The sequence below is a fragment of the Maribacter sp. 2-571 genome, from assembly GCF_050589625.1.
In the GTDB taxonomy this organism is placed as follows: Bacteria; Bacteroidota; Bacteroidia; order Flavobacteriales; family Flavobacteriaceae; genus Pelagihabitans.
In genome coordinates, this window is the sequence record NZ_JBNGOP010000031.1 from 1 (window position 1) to 17,928 (window position 17,928).

The 17,928-nt window shown below is 43.4% G+C and carries 16 protein-coding genes; 9 read left to right on the forward strand and 7 right to left on the reverse strand.

The window, feature by feature from the left end:
* Positions 1-441 precede the first annotated feature (441 nt).
* Entirely contained in the window at positions 442-663 is a 222-nt protein-coding gene (locus ACRD7P_RS17835; protein WP_430909049.1) for a hypothetical protein, read from the reverse strand.
* A gap of 578 nt (positions 664-1,241) precedes the next feature.
* Here ACRD7P_RS17835 and ACRD7P_RS17840 point away from each other — a divergent pair.
* Positions 1,242-1,700, forward strand: a complete 459-nt coding sequence (locus ACRD7P_RS17840) for a hypothetical protein (RefSeq protein WP_430909050.1) — start codon at positions 1,242-1,244, stop codon at positions 1,698-1,700.
* Positions 1,701-1,914: 214 nt separating this feature from the next.
* Positions 1,915-2,967 (forward strand): quinone-dependent dihydroorotate dehydrogenase, encoded by a 1,053-nt coding sequence (locus tag ACRD7P_RS17845; RefSeq protein WP_430909051.1) that lies wholly within the window; start codon positions 1,915-1,917, stop codon positions 2,965-2,967.
* An 11-nt stretch (positions 2,968-2,978) separates the two neighbouring features.
* Here ACRD7P_RS17845 and ACRD7P_RS17850 read toward each other — a convergent pair whose 3' ends face one another.
* On the reverse strand, positions 2,979-3,401 hold the full coding sequence (locus tag ACRD7P_RS17850; RefSeq protein ID WP_430909053.1) for a Dabb family protein: 423 nt from the start codon (positions 3,399-3,401) through the stop codon (positions 2,979-2,981).
* Positions 3,402-3,555: 154 nt separating this feature from the next.
* Between ACRD7P_RS17850 and ACRD7P_RS17855 the strand changes: the two genes are divergently transcribed.
* Positions 3,556-4,179: a LysE family translocator gene (locus tag ACRD7P_RS17855; RefSeq protein WP_430909054.1), complete on the forward strand. Its 624-nt coding sequence runs from the start codon at positions 3,556-3,558 to the stop codon at positions 4,177-4,179.
* A 128-nt stretch (positions 4,180-4,307) separates the two neighbouring features.
* Complete coding sequence (locus tag ACRD7P_RS17860) at positions 4,308-5,174, forward strand: hydroxymethylglutaryl-CoA lyase (protein ID WP_430909055.1); 867 nt, start codon at positions 4,308-4,310, stop codon at positions 5,172-5,174.
* A gap of 15 nt (positions 5,175-5,189) precedes the next feature.
* Here the strand turns inward: ACRD7P_RS17860 and ACRD7P_RS17865 are convergent, their stop codons facing one another.
* Both ACRD7P_RS17865 and ACRD7P_RS17870 read right to left on the reverse strand, forming a co-directional pair.
* Positions 5,190-5,543, reverse strand: coding sequence for a hypothetical protein (locus ACRD7P_RS17865; protein ID WP_430909056.1), 354 nt, complete (start codon positions 5,541-5,543; stop codon positions 5,190-5,192).
* A gap of 742 nt (positions 5,544-6,285) precedes the next feature.
* On the reverse strand, positions 6,286-6,795 hold the full coding sequence (locus ACRD7P_RS17870) for a fasciclin domain-containing protein (protein WP_430909058.1): 510 nt from the start codon (positions 6,793-6,795) through the stop codon (positions 6,286-6,288).
* Between the two features lie 79 nt (positions 6,796-6,874).
* On the opposite strand from ACRD7P_RS17870, the gene ACRD7P_RS17875 reads away from it, so the two are divergent.
* Positions 6,875-7,480, forward strand: coding sequence for an RNA polymerase sigma factor (locus tag ACRD7P_RS17875; RefSeq protein WP_430909059.1), 606 nt, complete (start codon positions 6,875-6,877; stop codon positions 7,478-7,480).
* On the forward strand, positions 7,473-8,261 hold the full coding sequence (locus ACRD7P_RS17880) for an anti-sigma factor (protein ID WP_430909060.1): 789 nt from the start codon (positions 7,473-7,475) through the stop codon (positions 8,259-8,261). Before ACRD7P_RS17875 ends, ACRD7P_RS17880 begins: the two co-directional genes overlap by 8 nt.
* 604 nt (positions 8,262-8,865) lie before the next feature.
* Here ACRD7P_RS17880 and rimO read toward each other — a convergent pair.
* Both rimO and ACRD7P_RS17890 read right to left on the reverse strand, forming a co-directional pair.
* Positions 8,866-10,170 carry a 30S ribosomal protein S12 methylthiotransferase RimO gene (gene rimO, locus ACRD7P_RS17885; protein ID WP_430909061.1) on the reverse strand — a complete coding sequence of 435 codons (1,305 nt, stop codon included), beginning with the start codon at positions 10,168-10,170 and terminating at the stop codon, positions 8,866-8,868.
* Between the two features lie 194 nt (positions 10,171-10,364).
* The gene (locus ACRD7P_RS17890; RefSeq protein WP_430909062.1) at positions 10,365-10,910 is read right to left on the reverse strand and encodes a pyridoxamine 5'-phosphate oxidase family protein; all 546 of its coding nucleotides are present in this window, start codon (positions 10,908-10,910) and stop codon (positions 10,365-10,367) included.
* A 654-nt stretch (positions 10,911-11,564) separates the two neighbouring features.
* Here ACRD7P_RS17890 and guaA point away from each other — a divergent pair.
* The 3 genes from guaA to ACRD7P_RS17905 all read left to right on the forward strand — a co-directional run bounded on the left by guaA (position 11,565) and on the right by ACRD7P_RS17905 (position 16,075).
* Positions 11,565-13,097 (forward strand): glutamine-hydrolyzing GMP synthase, encoded by a 1,533-nt coding sequence (gene guaA, locus ACRD7P_RS17895; RefSeq protein ID WP_430909063.1) that lies wholly within the window; start codon positions 11,565-11,567, stop codon positions 13,095-13,097.
* Positions 13,098-13,099: 2 nt separating this feature from the next.
* Entirely contained in the window at positions 13,100-15,235 is a 2,136-nt protein-coding gene (locus ACRD7P_RS17900; protein ID WP_430909064.1) for a LysM peptidoglycan-binding domain-containing protein, read from the forward strand.
* Positions 15,236-15,544: 309 nt separating this feature from the next.
* Entirely contained in the window at positions 15,545-16,075 is a 531-nt protein-coding gene (locus ACRD7P_RS17905) for a DUF922 domain-containing protein (RefSeq protein WP_430909066.1), read from the forward strand.
* A 118-nt stretch (positions 16,076-16,193) separates the two neighbouring features.
* Here the strand turns inward: ACRD7P_RS17905 and bshC are convergent, their stop codons facing one another.
* Positions 16,194-17,804, reverse strand: coding sequence for a bacillithiol biosynthesis cysteine-adding enzyme BshC (gene bshC / locus ACRD7P_RS17910; RefSeq protein ID WP_430909067.1), 1,611 nt, complete (start codon positions 17,802-17,804; stop codon positions 16,194-16,196).
* Positions 17,805-17,928 lie beyond the last annotated feature (124 nt).

A 17,928-nucleotide genomic window follows, 5' to 3' on the forward strand; every position in this document is an offset into this window, starting at 1 on the left:
CACGGACTGTTCTATGGTGATGCTATAGCCCGATTTGGGAAGGAAGGTCTCCCCGCCGACGATCAAGGTGATCTTTACGATTTTTGACATGTGTGCGCTTTGGTTTGTAATAGGTTTTTCTGAAATAATTTTGTAAGGGTACCCCTGCTATACTATACGGTAGCTTCCCTGTAAATAGTTTGATCCTATCGATGAAAAGGTCTAATTTTCGGTCAACGGTCATCACCGCTGAGCAATCGGGTATTTGGAAGGGCTTATACCATCTTAACTTTGAAACAGCACTGATAAATCGTTTCTTTATCAGCTCTTTTTTGTTAAAAAAATATAACCGTAGTTAAGGCTATGCTTAGATCCCCGTTCAAGCTGGGGACAGGCTTTTTGCCTCGAACAACTAAAAACTAATTCAATTTCTATACGCGCCATTTCAAAGTTAAAATGGTATTACTTCAAGTAAAGATCCATGGCCCCGGTAATATTCAATGGTCCAAATTGTTCGTCCATGTCGTTGGCCTGTACAAATTTAATGTAGTACATATCCTCATATTCCTGAGGAAGCGAGGGGAGTAGTTTTAAATCCCCATCCGGTGTTTTTTTAAATAATTTTCCAGAACTGTCCATGTAGATGCGAAGGGCCGGACCGTCTGTTTTGGACTTTTTGTTCATAAGCTGTTTTTTTGTTCGGCCGATTCCCAAATGGATAGCTACTAGACCAATGTCAGGATAAAGTTAAAAAAAGGAGTGGGAAACAGGGACCAAAAAGACATTTGTTCTACCGGTTTAACGCATTGGTCACAAGTATTGGTTGAAAGGATACACTTTCGTGCAAGCCTTCCCTACAAGTACTAGAAGCTTCAAATCTTAAGTTATTAGGTAGTCGAACATCTCAGTCCGCAATTTTTATGGATTATAAAGTAACTAACCGCTTACTGCTACTTTAAAGTAAGGTTGAAAAAGTATTTCATTCTCTTCCAATAATTTTTTGCGTTTTGGATGCATAGCGGTTCAGTTATAGGTGTTTTTCGCTTGAGAATGATTTTTGTCGGAAAACGGTACCGTTTTTGGACATGATGACCAACGCACTTTGGCATAAATTGCAAGTGATGGACAATTGTTTGGGCCGTAAACAACAAATCCAAAACGGCTCATTCCATTGACGCACAATAACATCACTTTTTGCAATTGATATAATTTTTGGCGAGAATTGTAGTTAACAACATAAGAACGGTCCTAATGTATACGATATGAACGATATAAAACGAGCAAAATGGTTGGTGTGGACCATTATGTTGCTGCTATTTACGTACGGTGGTTATTCCCAACAATGCAACCTGAACGTCACCGGCGGCAATTCTGTTGAGATTACAGAAATGTTTCAATTGAATGCTGCCCAAAAGGCTACATTGGAAACCTTGAGCGGCGATTTCGCGTTGCTTCGAAAAGATGTGGAGGACCAAATTCAAAAATTGTTTCAAGATCATCCGCAAAGTACCCAAGAAGAATTGACCACGCTTTCAGCGAAATACAAAATGTTACAACAGAAAATGGTAAAGGCCTCTTGGGAAGCCGATAAGAGTTTTTTACAGGGGTTGAATCCGAAACAATATCAGCTGTATCTGGACCTTTGTGCCGAGGCCATTTTGGAACCTATAAAAGTAACACCGGTCATCTACACCGATAGCATTCCTCCAAAGAAAGAATAATCTTAAGCAATACGTTTGTTTAGGGTTTTGAAAATACTGTTAATCGTTTAACTAGGTAGGTAATTTTCTACGGCCTTCATATTCTGCGCTTTCCACTACTGATCGATAATTTTTGGTGAAAGACGATTGTTGAACAACACTGTTAAAAAATCGCCTTAAATAAAACAGTAAATGGGATGTAGTTTGTACTTTTGACAAAATCCTACCCCAAATTATGTACAAGTTTGTCCTACGTCCTTTCCTTTTTATGCTAGACCCGGAGAGGGTACATCATCTTAGTTTTTGGATGATAAAACTATTGTCAAAACTTGGTTTTTCCGGACTGTTTCGATCACTATACACCATTAAGGACGAACGGTTGCAACGAGAGGTGTTCGGAATACGATTTGATAATCCGGTAGGTTTGGCGGCAGGCTTCGATAAGGACGCCAAGTTATATAATGAACTGAGCGATTTCGGTTTTGGATTTATCGAAATAGGAACGTTGACCCCAAAACCGCAAGAAGGGAATCCCAAAAAAAGACTTTTTCGATTAAAACCCGACGAGGCCATTATCAATAGAATGGGATTTAACAATCAGGGCGTTTTTGATGCCGTAGAAAAATTGAAGAAAAAACATCGGGTAATCATTGGTGGGAACATTGGAAAAAATAAGATTACCCCGAACAATATGGCGATCAAGGACTACCTGATCTGTTTTGATGCCCTTTTCGATCATGTCGATTATTTTGTGGTAAACGTAAGTTCTCCAAATACGCCCGGTTTAAGGGAATTGCAGGATAAGGAACCGTTGACCCAGTTGCTGCTGGAAATAAAAAAGGAAAACGTTAAGGTGGCCGCCAAGAGCAAGGAAGGAAAGGAAAAACCTATTTTGTTGAAGATAGCTCCGGACCTGACGAACGACCAGCTCAGGGATATCATCAAAATAGTAAATGTCACTAAAATTGATGGGGTAATTGCGACCAATACTACCTTGGACCGTCGTAATTTGCGATCGGAACTCGTATTTACGGAAGAAAAAGGAGGGCTTAGTGGAAAGCCATTGCGGAACCGAAGCACCGAAGTGATTCGATTTTTGGCCGAAAATAGCGGAAAATCCTTTCCTATAATAGGAGTGGGCGGCATTATGACCGCTGAGGACGCCCTTGAAAAACTGGATGCCGGTGCCGATTTGGTACAGCTATGGACGGGTTTTGTATACGAGGGACCCGCACTTGTAAAACGCATCAATAAGGCCATCTTAAAACAAGCGGCGACTGAGACCTAACGGCATGTTGACTACTGCCGAACCCAATAATCCGTAACCAACACATCTTCCAAATAGGGGTTAAGCAACCCTCCAAAGGCTTTATGGTCGGGGTGGGGCAAGTAAATAGCTCTGTCCGCCTCTGTGGCAAAAGTCAGGAAAAAACAATGAGTAAATCCCTTGTCCAAACCTTCCGGGCTATTGTTCGTTCCCCATTCAAAAGCCTTGATTTCCGGTATCTTTGCCGGTAGTTCCTTAAAAGCGGTCGCTATTTCTAAAATTTTTGCATCCGAAGTGCCCTCTTTAAATTTAAAAAGGACCACATGTCGTAAAAGGGAATCCTGTTCCATCATGAAAGTGGTTTTGCCGGTATCGATTTGGTTTTGGCCCAACGCCATAAGCGTAAGGGAACATAATGCCGTAAATAAAACGGCAGCAACGGTTTGTGGTCGCATGAAATTATTTTTTGGAAAGATATGAAATTGATGGAAAGTTTGATGGAATTTGTATTTTGTTTGTTCTACAAGCCAGAAATAGCGGGATTACAAGGTAACTACTAGTTACTATTTTTAATGTTTGCAATCGGTTTTAAACACGCGGGACGTGAATATGGATTACGAAATACTTACGACATTTATCGGTGCCACCCTGGTACTGGCCATCGCTCCGGGCCCTGACAACATTTATGTGTTCACACAAAGTATTTCCAATGGGCGACGAAATGGCTTGGCGACCACGGCCGGACTCATATCGGGTTGTTTGGTGCACACCACCTTATTGGCGTTTGGGGTATCGGCCGTTTTAAAGGCGAACAACAGGCTGTTCGTTTTTATCAAAGTTTTTGGTGCTTGCTATCTTATTTACCTGGCATGGCAGACCATACGGTCAAAAATGACCCTACCCCTAACCAAAGATGCCACTTCGGATAAGAATTTAGTACGACTTTTTCGGCAAGGTTTTTTAATGAACGTGTTGAACCCCAAAGTGACCCTCTTTTTTATCGCATTTTTTCCCGCGTTCCTATTCAGTGATACCATGTCGCCCTTGCTACAGTTTTATGTGCTGGGTTTGCTTTTTATGCTCGTTTCAGCAATAACGTTCGGTAGTATTGCAATGTTAGCGGGTTCCATTTCCGACCGCTTGGCAGGTAAGGTCGGTATAGGAAGTTATGTGAAATGGTTTCAAGTGGTCGTATTGCTTTCCATAGCCGCATACCTGTTGTTTTCGAACTGATGTTCGGAGTTGAAAGTGGGAATAAAGCCTATAGAAAGAAATGCCCTTGGTCGGATATACCGATCTCCGGCAATCGATAGGGCGTTACGAGTGTTGCCGTTACCACCCTTTTTCAATACCTTGTACCCATGCCGGAAACCGTAAAAGTTATCGAATGTCCTAGGGACGCCATGCAAGGAATAAAGACCTTTATTCCGACGGAAAAAAAGGTACGCTACCTACAGGCCTTGCTGGGTTGTGGCTTCGATACCATCGATTTTGGAAGTTTTGTGTCGCCCAAGGCCATTCCGCAGATGATCGATACCGCGGAGGTACTTTCCTTATTGGACCGCTCCAAAACTACAAGCAAGTTGTTGGCCATTGTGGCGAATGTTCGGGGAGCTAAAGATGCTAGTGTACACGGGGCCATAGATTATCTGGGGTATCCCTTTTCCATTTCCGAAAACTTTCAGATGCGGAACACGCATAAAACCATAGCCCAATCCGTAGCGACCCTAAAAGAAATCCATGAGATAGCCGCTGGGAGCGGAAAACAAGTGGTCACTTACATTTCTATGGGGTTCGGAAATCCGTACGGTGATCCTTGGAGCGTGGAAGTAGTGGGGGAGTGGACGGAACGACTTGCCGATATGGGGGCCAGAATTTTATCCTTGTCCGATACTGTTGGCACTTCCGACCCGGAAACCATCGATTACTTGTTTTCAAACCTGATACCCCAATATCCCGAAATCGAGTTTGGGGCCCATTTGCATACGACCCCTACCAAATGGCACGAAAAGGTCGATGCCGCCTACAAAGCCGGATGTCGTCGTTTTGACGGTGCGGTACAAGGGTTTGGCGGTTGCCCTATGGCCAAGGACGAGCTTACCGGAAATATGCCCACAGAGAAAATGCTCTCCTATTTTACGACCGAAAAAGCAAAGACCGGGGTGGATTGGATGGCTTTTGAAGCGGCATACAATAAGGCTACCGAACTCTTTTCGCAATATCACTAATCACACGGTCACTTCCTATAACAAGTCATCGAGACAGGCGTTCAATTGTAGTTGAAACAACGTGCCCTCCAAGAGGTCGCGCAATTGGCCCAGTTCGCTGGGACTAATGGCAAAGCTCAGTGTGGTCAAATGGGTTTCCAGCAAAAGGCTTCTACAGCCTTCTTTGTTTTGGCAATCCGTACATAAAGATTTGGATCTCATCAGCGCCCTGACATTTTCGGAAAATACGTTCAGCTCCTGGGCACTAAGCAGCAGTCCGGTATCCCGGAAAACCAATTGTACCTTGGCGGTGTCGCCGGTCTTCACTTTTTTCCAAAAAAAGGAGATTCCGATTTCGTTGTAATATAAGGGTTCAATATCTTGGTGCATAACGGTTGTTTTAGTAGTGTAGTATTAACCAAATAAAAGTCCGTGCCGTGCTTTACTGCATAGAGTAGCAAAGCGGTATGTTGGTAGAGGACAAGCAAGCTTCGAATACAGACCATAATAGCCGTGGTATCAAAAGCAACATCACAAACATAAAATTAATTTAGACTAATTAAAAATAATAAAATGATTTCTTTTTTTGGATGTTGTAGTTGGTTTTAGCAATCGGAGCATAAGGGCTTTGGATTTTGCAATGGGCAAAGAGCGGTCGATAGGTAATTGGTAGCTAGTGATGTAATACAAAGTAATAAGTAAAAAGGAATTGGTGGATCTTGTAAATTTAATTTTGACAGTTTACTGGTCTTTTTTTAAGTAGTACGAAGTATTCGGTACAAAGTATTCAGTATTGCGGGGAATGAATTTGACAGTCGAACTTGTCTTTGTTCTATTTTCTTTCAGCGCAGCGGTCTTTTTTCAAGTAGTACAAAGAATTCAGTATTGAGGGGAATGAATTTGACAGTTGAATTTGTCTTTGTTCTTTTCTCTTTCAGCGCAGCGGTCTTTATTCAATGAACAGTTTGCGTGGTCACTAATGAGTAAAAAAGTATGTAGTGATAACGTTTGAATTTGAATTTGAGTTTGAGTTTGACGTTTGACGTTTGAATTTGCGTTCGGTTTTGACGTTTATTTCATAAAAAAAAGCACCGCTCTCGCGGTGCTCCCTAACAATCAAAAAAGTACGCGCTTACTGTGGCATTACAACATCTTCGATGATGTGGATGACTCCATTGGAGGCTGATACATCCGTTTTGGCAATTTTACTGAAATTGCCGTTGGCATCCTTTAAATAGATTCCTCCATCTTTGCTCACTGCGGTTAAGGTACCACCGTTCAGGGTAGTCAAGGTTGCTTCCCCTTTTCCTTCCTTTAACGCTTTCGCTACATCGGCGGCCATTAACTTTCCGGATACGACATGGTAGGTAAGTATGGCCCCTAATTTTTCCTTGTTAGCCGGCTCCAACAAACTGTTCAAAGTTTTGGAGTCGATTTTTGCGAAGCCCGAATTTACCGGGGCAAATACGGTGAAAGGGCCATCACCTTTAAGGGCATCCACCAAGTCCGCCGCTTTTACCGCAGTGACCAAAGTAGAAAAATCATCTACTGACGCGGCAACATCGACAATATCTTGCGATTTTGCTTTTTGGGCGAACAACAACAGGGATAACACGGTGAAACTTACGATTAATTTTTTCATGGTTTAATTTTTACATTTTCTTAGTACAAACAACTATAGCTTGTTTTCATGAGTAGGTACACGGGCATGCTCCCTTTGGATGAGCATGCTGTTTTTTTATCATATCTTTAACCTTGAAATGCCGGCTCGGGAAACTCATATCGAATTGATCAAGCGCCTACAACAAGGTGAGCAAAGTGCGCTCTTGGGCCTGTATGACGCGTATTCCAAAGCGTTGTACGGTATCATTGTCCGCATTTGTACCCGAGAGGATATTGCCCAAGATGCGCTACAGGAAAGTTTTATAAAGATTTGGGAAAAAATCGATAGTTACGACCCGGGTAAGGGACGTTTTTACACTTGGGCCTATCGTATTGCAAAAAACACCGCGTTAAATACTGTTAGAAAAGCCACTCCGCTCATCCAAACCGATGATTTGAGTGTATATACCAATAAAACTACAGCCCTTCCTACGGACTACACGGAGTTGAACGGTGTCCTTAAAAAGTTGGAACCACACCATCGCAAAGCCATAGAGCTGGTTTATTTTAAAGGGTTGACCCATCGAGAGGCACATGAGGAAATGGCAGTTCCCTTAGGGACTTTTAAATCGTACATCCGCCAGGCGTTGGTACAGCTCCGAACGGAATACCCTAAAGAATTGTTGTTATTGTCAGTATTAGTTGAAATGATCGGACATGGATAAAAAAAAAATCTTGGAAGACGGCCTCTTGGAGCAGTACCTTCTTGGGGAACTTGACGAGGCTACCATGAAATCGGTAGCGTCGGCCATGGAGGACGATATGGAGTTACGCGCCCATTTTGAAGGACTTGAGGAGGATTTTGAGCGTATCGCCTTTGAAAATGGGATTGTCCCGCCAAAAACGGTAAGGGATGCCTTGGAGGCGCAACTTTTGGAAAGCGAACAAAAGGATGAAAAACCAATACGCTCCCTATCACAGGTCAAATCGGGTTCCAAAACGAATTTTTTGGTGGCGGCTAGTATCGCTGCAGTATTGGCCTTTGGGACATTTTGGATGTATACCCAATGGCAAACCGCGGAAAACAATTTTAAGGCACTCGAAAGCCAAACTGTTGCATTGCAAGAACGGCTGTCCCGATTGGAAAAAAACTATAGCGAAACCAGTAATCGCTACCAACAGATCAATAATCCCAATGTAATACCCTTGGTGCTGATGGGTAATGAAAAGGCACCTAACTCCAAGGCGACCGCTTATGTGAACCATAGGACCAAACAGGTTATTTTGAACGCAAAAGGGCTGCGGACCCTGGACGAGGAACATACCTATCAAATGTGGGCCGATGTGGAAGGGGAGATGATCAATATGGGTATTGTAAAAACAGGCGAAGACTATATCATTTTAAACTATATCGACCACGCCGAATCGTTGAACATCACTATTGAACCGGCCGGCGGAAACGACCATCCCACAGTGGAGAACTTGATTTCCAATGTAATCCTGTAATTAGGGTATAAAGTAGAAGGTAATCGTTGCTAGGACAGCAGTCGGTAGCGTATATTCGTTTAATAGTGCCATTGTTTCGATGCTAAGGTTTGCGTTTGTCTGGAACTTGCATTTAAACTTGAATACGGTCTTTTTTCAATGGACAGACCGCAGTAGTAGTAGGCATGATTAGTAATGAGTAAAAAGTAATTAGTAAAGTTTTGAATTTGAATTTGACGTTTGCAGTTGGATTTTGAACTCCATACTTGAACTTTTTTAGTCTATTGTCTTTTCTCTTTCAGCGCAGCGGTCTTTTTTCAATGGGCAATGAACAATTAGTAATAAACAATAAGTAATCAGTAAAAAGTGGTGAGTAAAAAGTTGTTCGCTTGATTTTGAACTTGAGACTTGAACCTTAACTTTTTTTAGTCTTTGTTCGTTGTTCTTTCAGCGTAGCGGTCTTTATTCAATTAGCAATTAGCAATTAGCAATTAGCAGTTCGTAGTAGCAGTTGGTAGTTGGCGTGGTTGGTAATGCGTAAAAAGTATATAGTAGTAAAGTTTTGAATTTGAATTTGACGTTTGTATTTGAATTTGACACTTGAGCTTGATCTTTGCACTTGCACTTAACTCGCCGGTTCTCCGTACAGATCAAAATCGGCGGCATCCGTGATCGTAATGTTAGCAAACGCTCCCTGTTTTAAATAATGCTTGGTCGCATCGATCAATACTTCATTATCCACATCCGGCGAATCGAATTCGGTTCGGCCGACAAAGTAATTGCCTTCCTTCCGATCAATAATGCATTTAAAGGTTTGTCCGATTTTTTCTTGGTTGAGTTCCCATGAAATTTGAGATTGCAATTCCATAATTTCGTTGGCCCTATCTTGCTTTACGGCTTCGGGAACATCATCGGTCAACGTATAAGCATGGGTGTTTTCTTCATGGCTATAGGTGAAACAGCCCAAACGTTCAAAACGCATGGCCGCCACCCATGCTTTTAGGGTTTGAAAGTCTTCCTCCGTTTCTCCCGGATAACCGACGATCAGAGTGGTGCGTATGGTCATTTCCGGTACAGCTGCTCGGAATTCGGTTAATAATTTGGTGGTCTTGGCTTGGGTGGTACCGCGACGCATGCTTTTTAATATGGCATCTGAAATATGTTGCAGGGGAATGTCCAAGTAGTTACATACCTTGGGTTCCCGCTTCATGACATCGAGCACATCCATGGGAAAACCGGTCGGGAAGGCATAGTGCAAACGGATCCATTCGATGCCGTCTACTTTGACCAGTTCTTCTAAAAGTTCGGCCAAATTCCTTTTCTTATATAGATCAAGACCATAATAGGTAAGGTCTTGGGCGATTAAAATAAGTTCCTTCACCCCTTTGGCGGCCAGCTTTTCGGCTTCCGTAACCAAGTCGGCTATAGGTTTGCTACGGTGTTTGCCCCGCATTATGGGGATGGCACAAAAAGAGCATGGTCGGTCGCAGCCCTCGGCAATCTTTAAATAGGCGTAATTCTTAGGGGTTGTCGTCAGGCGTTCCCCAATCAATTCGTGCTTGTAATCCGCACCGAGCGCTTTTAAAAGATTGGGAAGCTCGCTGGTGCCAAAATAGGCATCAACATCAGGAATTTCCTTTTGAAGGTCGGGTTTGTAGCGCTCACTTAGGCAGCCCGTTACAAATACCTTGTCTACGGCACCGGCTTCTTTCTTTTCTACGTACTCCAAAATGGTGTTGACACTCTCTTCCTTTGCATTGGCAATAAATCCGCAGGTATTGATCACTACAATATTGCCTTCCTCCTCATGTACCACATCTTTCTTATTGGCTTTCAATTGCCCCATGAGTACCTCTGAATCGTAGATGTTTTTGGAACAGCCGAGAGTTACGACATTGATTTTATTCTTCTTAAGGGTCTTTGTACGCATAGCTTTTAATAAGGGCGCAAAAATACGAATTGGCCGGGGAAGTATCCGGCTTTGTGAAGTAAAGTTTAGAAGGGACCGAAAGGGCTTCTGGAAAATCGCCATCCCATTTTACCTCGCCTAACGATTTGTGTTACGGGCAAAGGGGTTTTTAGCCGGGCGTATATAACGTTGTGGTGCATTCGACCACGCGCGATCTAGGGAACTAAAAACTGTCCCTTCCAATCGTTCCCTTCGCGCGTATAGTCGACCCTAATGTGGTTCGGCCGTTTGAGCTTAAGATATTCTATTTTGGTAGGATGTAATTCAAGAATGCAGAAATTATCAAGACCTTCGGAGTAGGACAGGGCATCGGGGCTGGAAATCGGACTTCCCGGCGGGGAAACCGTGGTATAATCTTTTCTGCTCGCAAGGGGAACACCGCTCCAATACCGTTTTAAGGTGTCCTCATCCGTAATACAGCGTGCAGAGGCATCCACTTTTAGTTGCAATAATTTTTTAGGATGATAGAACAGTAGGCTTGCCCTCTTGTTTTTTTTGATGTGCGTGACCTTTGTCGAACGCTGATCCGTATAGAGAAACAGCTTGAGGTCCTCCGTCACCCTTCGCAGCACAACGGTACGTAGTCTTGGATCACCCTCTTCGTCGGTCGTGGCCATGGTCATATACCGGAACGGATGTCCTTTTTTAGAAGTTCCCAGCCGTAGCTCCGTTACCAGTTCCTCAAAAAAGACATCGGTCATGTTCGCTGATTTTTTTAAAATCAAAGATATGGAAAACTGGGTCTATTCCGGTTTCAGTTGCGACGGACGTTTTGAAAAGGCCCATTTGTTGATTTTTGGTGAAATACCATTTTAACTTTGAAATAGCACTAATAAATGGTTTCTTTTCAGCTGTTCTTCGTTAAAAAATAATAACCATAGCTAAGGCTATGCTTCTTTTTTTGTCTTGAACAACCAAAAAATAACTCAATTTCTGTACCTGCCATTTCAAAGTTAAAATGGTATAAATCAACAAAAAAAAGAAAATCGGGGTAGGGTATTTTATTTATGGGTTGTTTTAACTCAAAATTACTACCAAAAAGAAAATTATAATTAGTTCAACAACAGTTCATGTGTTTAGGTTGGTTTTTTGATTTTGATTCAAAAGCCTCGACGTAGGGTCGGGGCTTTTTTTATTGGACATAAGGAGAATACCGCAAGGTTGTTCCAAAACATAGTTCCACGTGATTACCGATCGCCTTTAACGTTCACCTCTTTATATTTTGATGCCGTTTGTCACCTGGTCGGATAAAGATTTTGTACGGTTGTCTTGGGTATTTTAACAGCTGTTAAAAACCTCTTGTAAATATCCTGGAATAACTGTTTCCCAAATTTTCGATTTTCCTATTTTTGCCCATGCAAAACAAAGTCCTGATTTTAGATTTTGGTTCCCAGTACACCCAATTGATAGGGAGACGCGTTCGGGAACTCAATATTTTCTCCGAAATAAAACCCTATAACAAAGTTCCGGAAACACTGTCCGACTATAAGGCGGTCATCCTTTCAGGCTCCCCGCTATCGGTGCGTGGCGATGATGCCGCACATCCCGACCTGTCGAACATACGGGGTAAAATGCCCTTGTTGGGCATCTGTTACGGGGCGCAATACCTTGCCCATTTTAATGGCGGTAATGTGGCCAAGTCAAATACTAGGGAATACGGCCGCGCGAACTTATCTTATGTAAAGGACGGCTCGGTTTTTTTCGAAGGGATAGGGAAGGGGAGCCAAGTGTGGATGAGCCATGCCGATACCATTAAAGAATTACCCGAAAATACCACCTTATTGGCAAGTACCGACGATGTGGAATACGCCTCCTATAAGTTTGAGAACGAAGCTACTTATGGCATACAGTTTCATCCGGAAGTATACCATTCTACGGATGGAAAACAGTTGTTGGAAAATTTTTTGGTGAACATTGCGGGTATGGAGCAGACTTGGACGCCGGACGCCTTTGTGGAAAAGACGGTTGCCGAACTTAAAGAAAAGATCGGTGATGAAAAAGTGATCCTTGGACTTTCCGGTGGTGTCGATTCCTCCGTAGCTGCGGTACTATTGCACCGGGCGATCGGGAAAAACTTGCACTGCATTTTCGTGAACAACGGGCTGCTCCGTAAAAATGAGTTTGCGAGTGTTTTACAACAGTATGAAGGAATGGGCCTTAATGTAAAGGGAGTCGATGCTTCGGCACGCTTTTTGGATGATTTGGAAGGGGAGAGCGATCCCGAAACGAAACGAAAGACCATAGGCCGCGTATTTGTGGAGGTTTTTGATGATGAGTCCCAATTGGTCGATAACGCCCAGTGGTTGGCACAGGGAACTATTTATCCCGATGTCATCGAATCGGTTTCCGCTACGGGCGGCCCTTCGGCAACGATAAAAAGTCACCATAATGTTGGAGGCTTGCCCGATTATATGAAGTTAAAAGTGGTAGAGCCATTAAAAATGTTGTTTAAAGATGAGGTGCGGCGTGTCGGCGCCAGCCTGGGCATAGACAAGGCACTGTTGGGAAGGCATCCTTTCCCTGGTCCTGGTCTGGCCATTCGCATACTGGGCGATATTACCAGGGAAAAAGTGGCCATTTTGCAAGAGGTCGACCATATTTTTATACAGGGCCTTAGGGACTGGGAGTTATATGACGATGTTTGGCAGGCCGGTGCCATGCTACTTCCCGTGAACAGTGTCGGGGTCATGGGAGACGAACGTACTTATGAAAAATGTGTAGCTTTACGTGCGGTAGAAAGTACCGATGGCATGACGGCCGATTGGGTAAACCTGCCTTATGAGTTTTTACAGAAAACATCGAACGATATTATCAATAAAGTCCCCGGGGTAAATCGTGTCGTATATGATATTAGTTCAAAACCTCCGGCGACAATAGAATGGGAATAACTATGAACCAATTTGTAAAAAATATAGCCACGGTACTGTTTGTATTGGTACTTGGAAATACGGCCCTTTCGCAAAAATTTACGAGCCACAACGTGCAAGAGGGCGAAACGCTAGAAACGCTATCCAAACGTTACGGCGTGTCCCTTTCGGATATTCTCATCTATAACAAAGAGGTAAAGGTGGGGCAATCCCTTAGGCCCGGAACACTTTTGGTCATTCCTTCCGAAAAGGCTGCTACCGGCACGTCGGAGAATGTAACTTCAGATATACAGGAGGAACCAATAGGGTTTACCTCGCATCGGGTACGTAAAAAAGAAACCCTTTATGGTATCGCCAAGCGGTACCATGTGACCGAGGATGACATCAAACGCTATAATAAATCCCTGTACGCTTCTCAATTAAAGAAGAAGATGGTGTTGAAGATCCCAAAGTACAGAAGGACGAAACCGACCGAGGCCACGGTGGTAGATACCGATGCGGTATATACCTATACGGTGGCACCAAAAGAGACCCGGTGGAGCATAGCACATAAAAATGGAATTACTATCGATAGCCTATTGCAGCTCAATCCCGACCTATCGCGAACTTCCGATTACCTTAGGGAAGGGCAGCAGCTGAACCTGCCCAAAAAGCCGGGAAGCAGTATCAAGGGACAACAGGCACAACTCTACCGTTCCTATACCGTTCCTCCAAAAATGAACTTTTACCAATTGGAACAACAGTTCGGAATTAAGTCGGACGAGGTCGTTCGGCTGAACCCCGAAATTACCGAGCGGGGCGGGCTCAAGGAAGGAATGGTAATCCGACTTCCCCAAACGCAGACCGTTGCCGGGGACGTAAACACGGACAACTACATATTTTACGAGGTAAAACCAAAACAGACCGAGTTTTCGCTGACCCGTAAACTGGGGATCGGTTATAAGGAGCTGTTACGATTGAACCCGGCATTGAAAGATGGTTTGAAAGCAGGTATGATCCTTAAATTACCAAAAGGGCAAACAGGGAACTTTGAGGTTCGGAACGCTTTGGTATTGGATAAAATCGATCTTTTGGATAGTATCGATACCGGCAATCGTCCCAAGTTACTTTTTTTACTTCCCTTTCGTTTGGATCGTCTTGATCTTGCCGATACCGAGTCGGTAGAGGAAGCGATAAAGAAACGGAACGATGTAAAAGTGAGTTTAGGGCTGTATACCGGTGCCCTGATCGCCATCGACTCCATTGCGGAACTGGGCATTTCTGTCGATGTGAAGGCGCTTGACAATGAATTGGACCTCAACCGTACCAAAGAATTGCTTGCAAAAGAAAACATAGGAAGCTATAGCGCTATTGTTGGCCCCTTGGATCCCCTTTCCATTAAAGAGACGGCCATACGCTCCTCCACTAGTGGAGTGCCCCTCATCGCACCCATTCCGGTACGAAGCGAAATCAGCTTGCCCAACGTGTTTTTCAGTTATACTGGCGAAGACTTGTTACGGGAACGCATGCTGCACTACATGGATAGTTTGGCAGTGGACAAAAATATTATCGTGGTCGCGGACAAGAAAAACGAAGCGGTGCAACAGCAGCTTCTGGACCGCTATAAAGGGGCCAAAGTGGCCGTCCTCATCGAAGAAAAGAAAAACATATCGCTCCGGCTCGATAAATTTATAGCCCTGTTGTCAAAAGAAAAGGAAAACTGGGTGTTTGTGGAAACCGACAACGAAAAATTAGTGCCCAGTGTCAGCTCCATTCTTAATTCTAACAATACCAAGGACGTTAAGGTACGGATGTTCACAACGAACAAGAACAAAGCATTTGACAACGAAGCGATTTCCATATCGCATTTGTCGAATTTACGGTTTACCTATCCTTCGGTGAGTCGCGAAGTAAGTAATAATGCCTTTGTAGAACGCTATCAAGAACGTTTTGGAGATGTTCCGGATCGTTTTGCGGTACGTGGCTTTGATATTACCTATGACCTGCTGTTGAAGTTGGCCTATAAAAACGACTTGTTCGTCATCTCTAAAATGGTAGGGGAAACGGAGTATAACGGCAATAAGTTCAGCTATGAGAAAGATCCAGCTTCCGGGTATTACAATACCGCGTCCTATTTGATTACCTACGACGACATGCGGATCAAGGAAATTAAACTTTAAAAGCGGCCGTAAATCTTCTTTTAGGGTTTTTAAGAGGCGATATTGAGCGTCTTCGAAAGGACGTACGTCAACTTCTTAGAGAGGTACGCTTTGCCCAATGGGCGGTAAATGGGTGCTTGTTATTTGGGTGATTTTAAGGTAGAAATGGTATTAAAAGGGAATTGGACTATTTCTGTTGTTTGATAGCGGTTGGTGCAACGAATATTGCGTCTTCGCGAATTGCTTTATAACAAAATCGCTATACGCAAGATCCAATAGTTACGTTATACTAGTATAGGTGATGCATTGCTCCAATAATCCTAAGGGCAAATGACTTTAATAAGATATTTTTTAATCGGAATCCTTCTTTTGGGAACGACATCCAATGATGTCCCCCCGGAGCGTACCATTCGCTGGACGCCGGAGGTACGGCTTTCATGGGACAGTTTTCAAGGAAAGCCTACAGTATCGCGGGCAGCGGCGATAACCGCTAGCGGAATCTCCTACCAGTTTTCCTCAATGTATAAAAATGGAGCGGTAGCCTTGGATTTTACCGTGGATACCTTTTTCTACCCCGACAAATCATGGTTCCGGCCCGACTTATGCGATTCGGTAATCTTAGGGCACGAACAGTTGCATTTCGACATCTCGGAACTGTATGCAAGAAAAATGCGCAGACAACTTTCGGAAACACGATTTACGGAGAATGTAAAAGCTGAGGTCAAAGCGATTTACCGGCAGATCAATACCGACTTGAACGACTTTCAAAACCGATACGACGCGGAGACCAACTATTCCAGAGACCGGGAACAACAACAACGTTGGAATGTAGCTATCGCCAAGGAGCTTTCAACCGACTAATACCATTTCAAAGTTAAGATGGTATAAGGATGTGTCGAATACCGAACGAAACATGCGCCATTGCCAAAATGCCGTACGCTGTTACTTTAATTGTAGAGCGGATGTATGTCCGTAAAACTTAGAGGGAATCGTACCGTAAAATGGCAAACTCCGATTTGAGCGGTTCAAATGCCGCCATTAAACTGGGAACAAGGGCGTCGCCCAGTGCCAGGTATAATTCGGAAAAATTCTGGGTCCGTTCCTGAAGAGATCGGTTGGGGAAAAGTTGGTTTTGAAGATCTGTGATGCGCACCACTTGGTCCTTTAAGGTTCGTTTTTGCGCTTTTAAAAGACGTTTTTCAAGCTTGTCCAATCCTTTTTTCTGTTTGGCCTCCTGTGCCTTTACCGCTCCCAAAAATGAGGGGTCCGTTTTTGTTGCCAAATCATAAAGTGCCTTGAACTGTGTTTCCAAATGTTCTTTTTGTGGGGTAAAATCAATATCAATATTGGAGATTTCGCGTATTTTTTTATTGATCAGACGGTGCCGTTTTAAAAAGAGGTCTTCCAGGGCCACGTTTAGTTTTTCGGCTTTAAGTGCCTGTTTTTTGGAAACGAGTACCGCCGAATTACGGAGCAATAAAATAGGAAAGGGGACTTCCATTGCATCGAACATGGCCTTGAGTTCAAGCCAATAGGCGATTTCGCCACCACCACCGATGTAGCATAGATTGGGCAGTATCACCTCTTGATACAAAGGGCGCGCGATTACGTTCGGGGAAAATCGCTCCGGACTGGTTTCCATTTCCAGTAGCAGTTCTTCCTTTGTAAATGTAATATCGGTATCGTTGACGACAAAACCATCCTTATCGGCAATGATGCGTTCCCGTACCCCGTCCGCCAAATAAAAATAGTTGATCTCCCGCGGGTTTACCTGAACAGTGTAGGATCCCGGTAATTTTCGCAAGGCTTCAATGCTTGCATTGACGCTTGAAAAACCAAGGGAATCAAAAATATCCTTTTTGGCAAAAGGCATTAACAGTCGTTTTAAATGGGGATGGTTCCCATCAATGATTACCAGGCCTTCCGATTTAAAAAGCGTGTTCGCCAGAAAACGGGTGGCCTCCGTTAAGGTGTCGTTCTCCAAATAGGCCTTACTAAAAAGGTCTTTTAAGAAGTCGGCATTTTTTCCCGGGCCCAACTCATTGGAAAATGCCCGATAGACTTCATTAAGCCCCGTGGTGTTCAGTTTTCCCACGGCACCGGATGCCGTTTTGTTCCACTGTAGTTTCTTCCCTTTAAAATTAAAATGGTTGATTTCGTCAAAATCGTGGTCCTCGGTGGCCATCCAATACACGGGAACAAAATTGAATTTTGGATACTGCTGCTTCAACTCCTTGCAAAGTTTTATCGTACTTGCAATTTTAAACAAGAAGTAAAGCGGCCCCGTAAAAAGGTTGAGCTGATGTCCGGTAGTTATGGTAAACGTAATAGGCTCTTTTAACTGTTTTATGTGATCCTGCGTTTTTTTGGAGGTATCGACCTTGCCATACTGTTCCATTAACGCTTGATACAATATCTCGCGGTCTGCCGCAGAAAAACGGTCTGCCTTTTCGGTTAGCTGTTCCCCAAAGTTTTCAATATTGAAAAAGCGGTTATAGAAGGGTTTTAGGCCCTCTTTTTTATCAATGTAATCACAAATGAGTTCGGAAAAATAACCGGTTCGTTCAAAGGGAATAAAGTCACTATTCATAAAAGAGGTCAAATGGCGGTAAAGATAAAACGCTTCGTACCGTTGAGTTCCTAAAAATACGTTAATTACGTTAATCTTTGTTTTGATGCTCTTATCGGATTTCGGCGTTTTTATGTCTTTATTT

Coding starts and splice junctions, on each gene's coding strand:
- ACRD7P_RS17835 (WP_430909049.1), bottom strand. CDS start 663: ATGAACAAAAAGTCCAAAACAGACGGTCCGGCCCTTCGCATCTACATG.
- ACRD7P_RS17840 (WP_430909050.1), top strand. CDS start 1,242: ATGAACGATATAAAACGAGCAAAATGGTTGGTGTGGACCATTATGTTG.
- ACRD7P_RS17845 (WP_430909051.1), top strand. CDS start 1,915: ATGTACAAGTTTGTCCTACGTCCTTTCCTTTTTATGCTAGACCCGGAG.
- ACRD7P_RS17850 (WP_430909053.1), bottom strand. CDS start 3,401: ATGCGACCACAAACCGTTGCTGCCGTTTTATTTACGGCATTATGTTCC.
- ACRD7P_RS17855 (WP_430909054.1), top strand. CDS start 3,556: ATGGATTACGAAATACTTACGACATTTATCGGTGCCACCCTGGTACTG.
- ACRD7P_RS17860 (WP_430909055.1), top strand. CDS start 4,308: ATGCCGGAAACCGTAAAAGTTATCGAATGTCCTAGGGACGCCATGCAA.
- ACRD7P_RS17865 (WP_430909056.1), bottom strand. CDS start 5,543: ATGCACCAAGATATTGAACCCTTATATTACAACGAAATCGGAATCTCC.
- ACRD7P_RS17870 (WP_430909058.1), bottom strand. CDS start 6,795: ATGAAAAAATTAATCGTAAGTTTCACCGTGTTATCCCTGTTGTTGTTC.
- ACRD7P_RS17875 (WP_430909059.1), top strand. CDS start 6,875: ATGAGCATGCTGTTTTTTTATCATATCTTTAACCTTGAAATGCCGGCT.
- ACRD7P_RS17880 (WP_430909060.1), top strand. CDS start 7,473: ATGGATAAAAAAAAAATCTTGGAAGACGGCCTCTTGGAGCAGTACCTT.
- rimO (WP_430909061.1), bottom strand. CDS start 10,170: ATGCGTACAAAGACCCTTAAGAAGAATAAAATCAATGTCGTAACTCTC.
- ACRD7P_RS17890 (WP_430909062.1), bottom strand. CDS start 10,910: ATGACCGATGTCTTTTTTGAGGAACTGGTAACGGAGCTACGGCTGGGA.
- guaA (WP_430909063.1), top strand. CDS start 11,565: ATGCAAAACAAAGTCCTGATTTTAGATTTTGGTTCCCAGTACACCCAA.
- ACRD7P_RS17900 (WP_430909064.1), top strand. CDS start 13,100: ATGAACCAATTTGTAAAAAATATAGCCACGGTACTGTTTGTATTGGTA.
- ACRD7P_RS17905 (WP_430909066.1), top strand. CDS start 15,545: ATGACTTTAATAAGATATTTTTTAATCGGAATCCTTCTTTTGGGAACG.
- bshC (WP_430909067.1), bottom strand. CDS start 17,804: ATGAATAGTGACTTTATTCCCTTTGAACGAACCGGTTATTTTTCCGAA.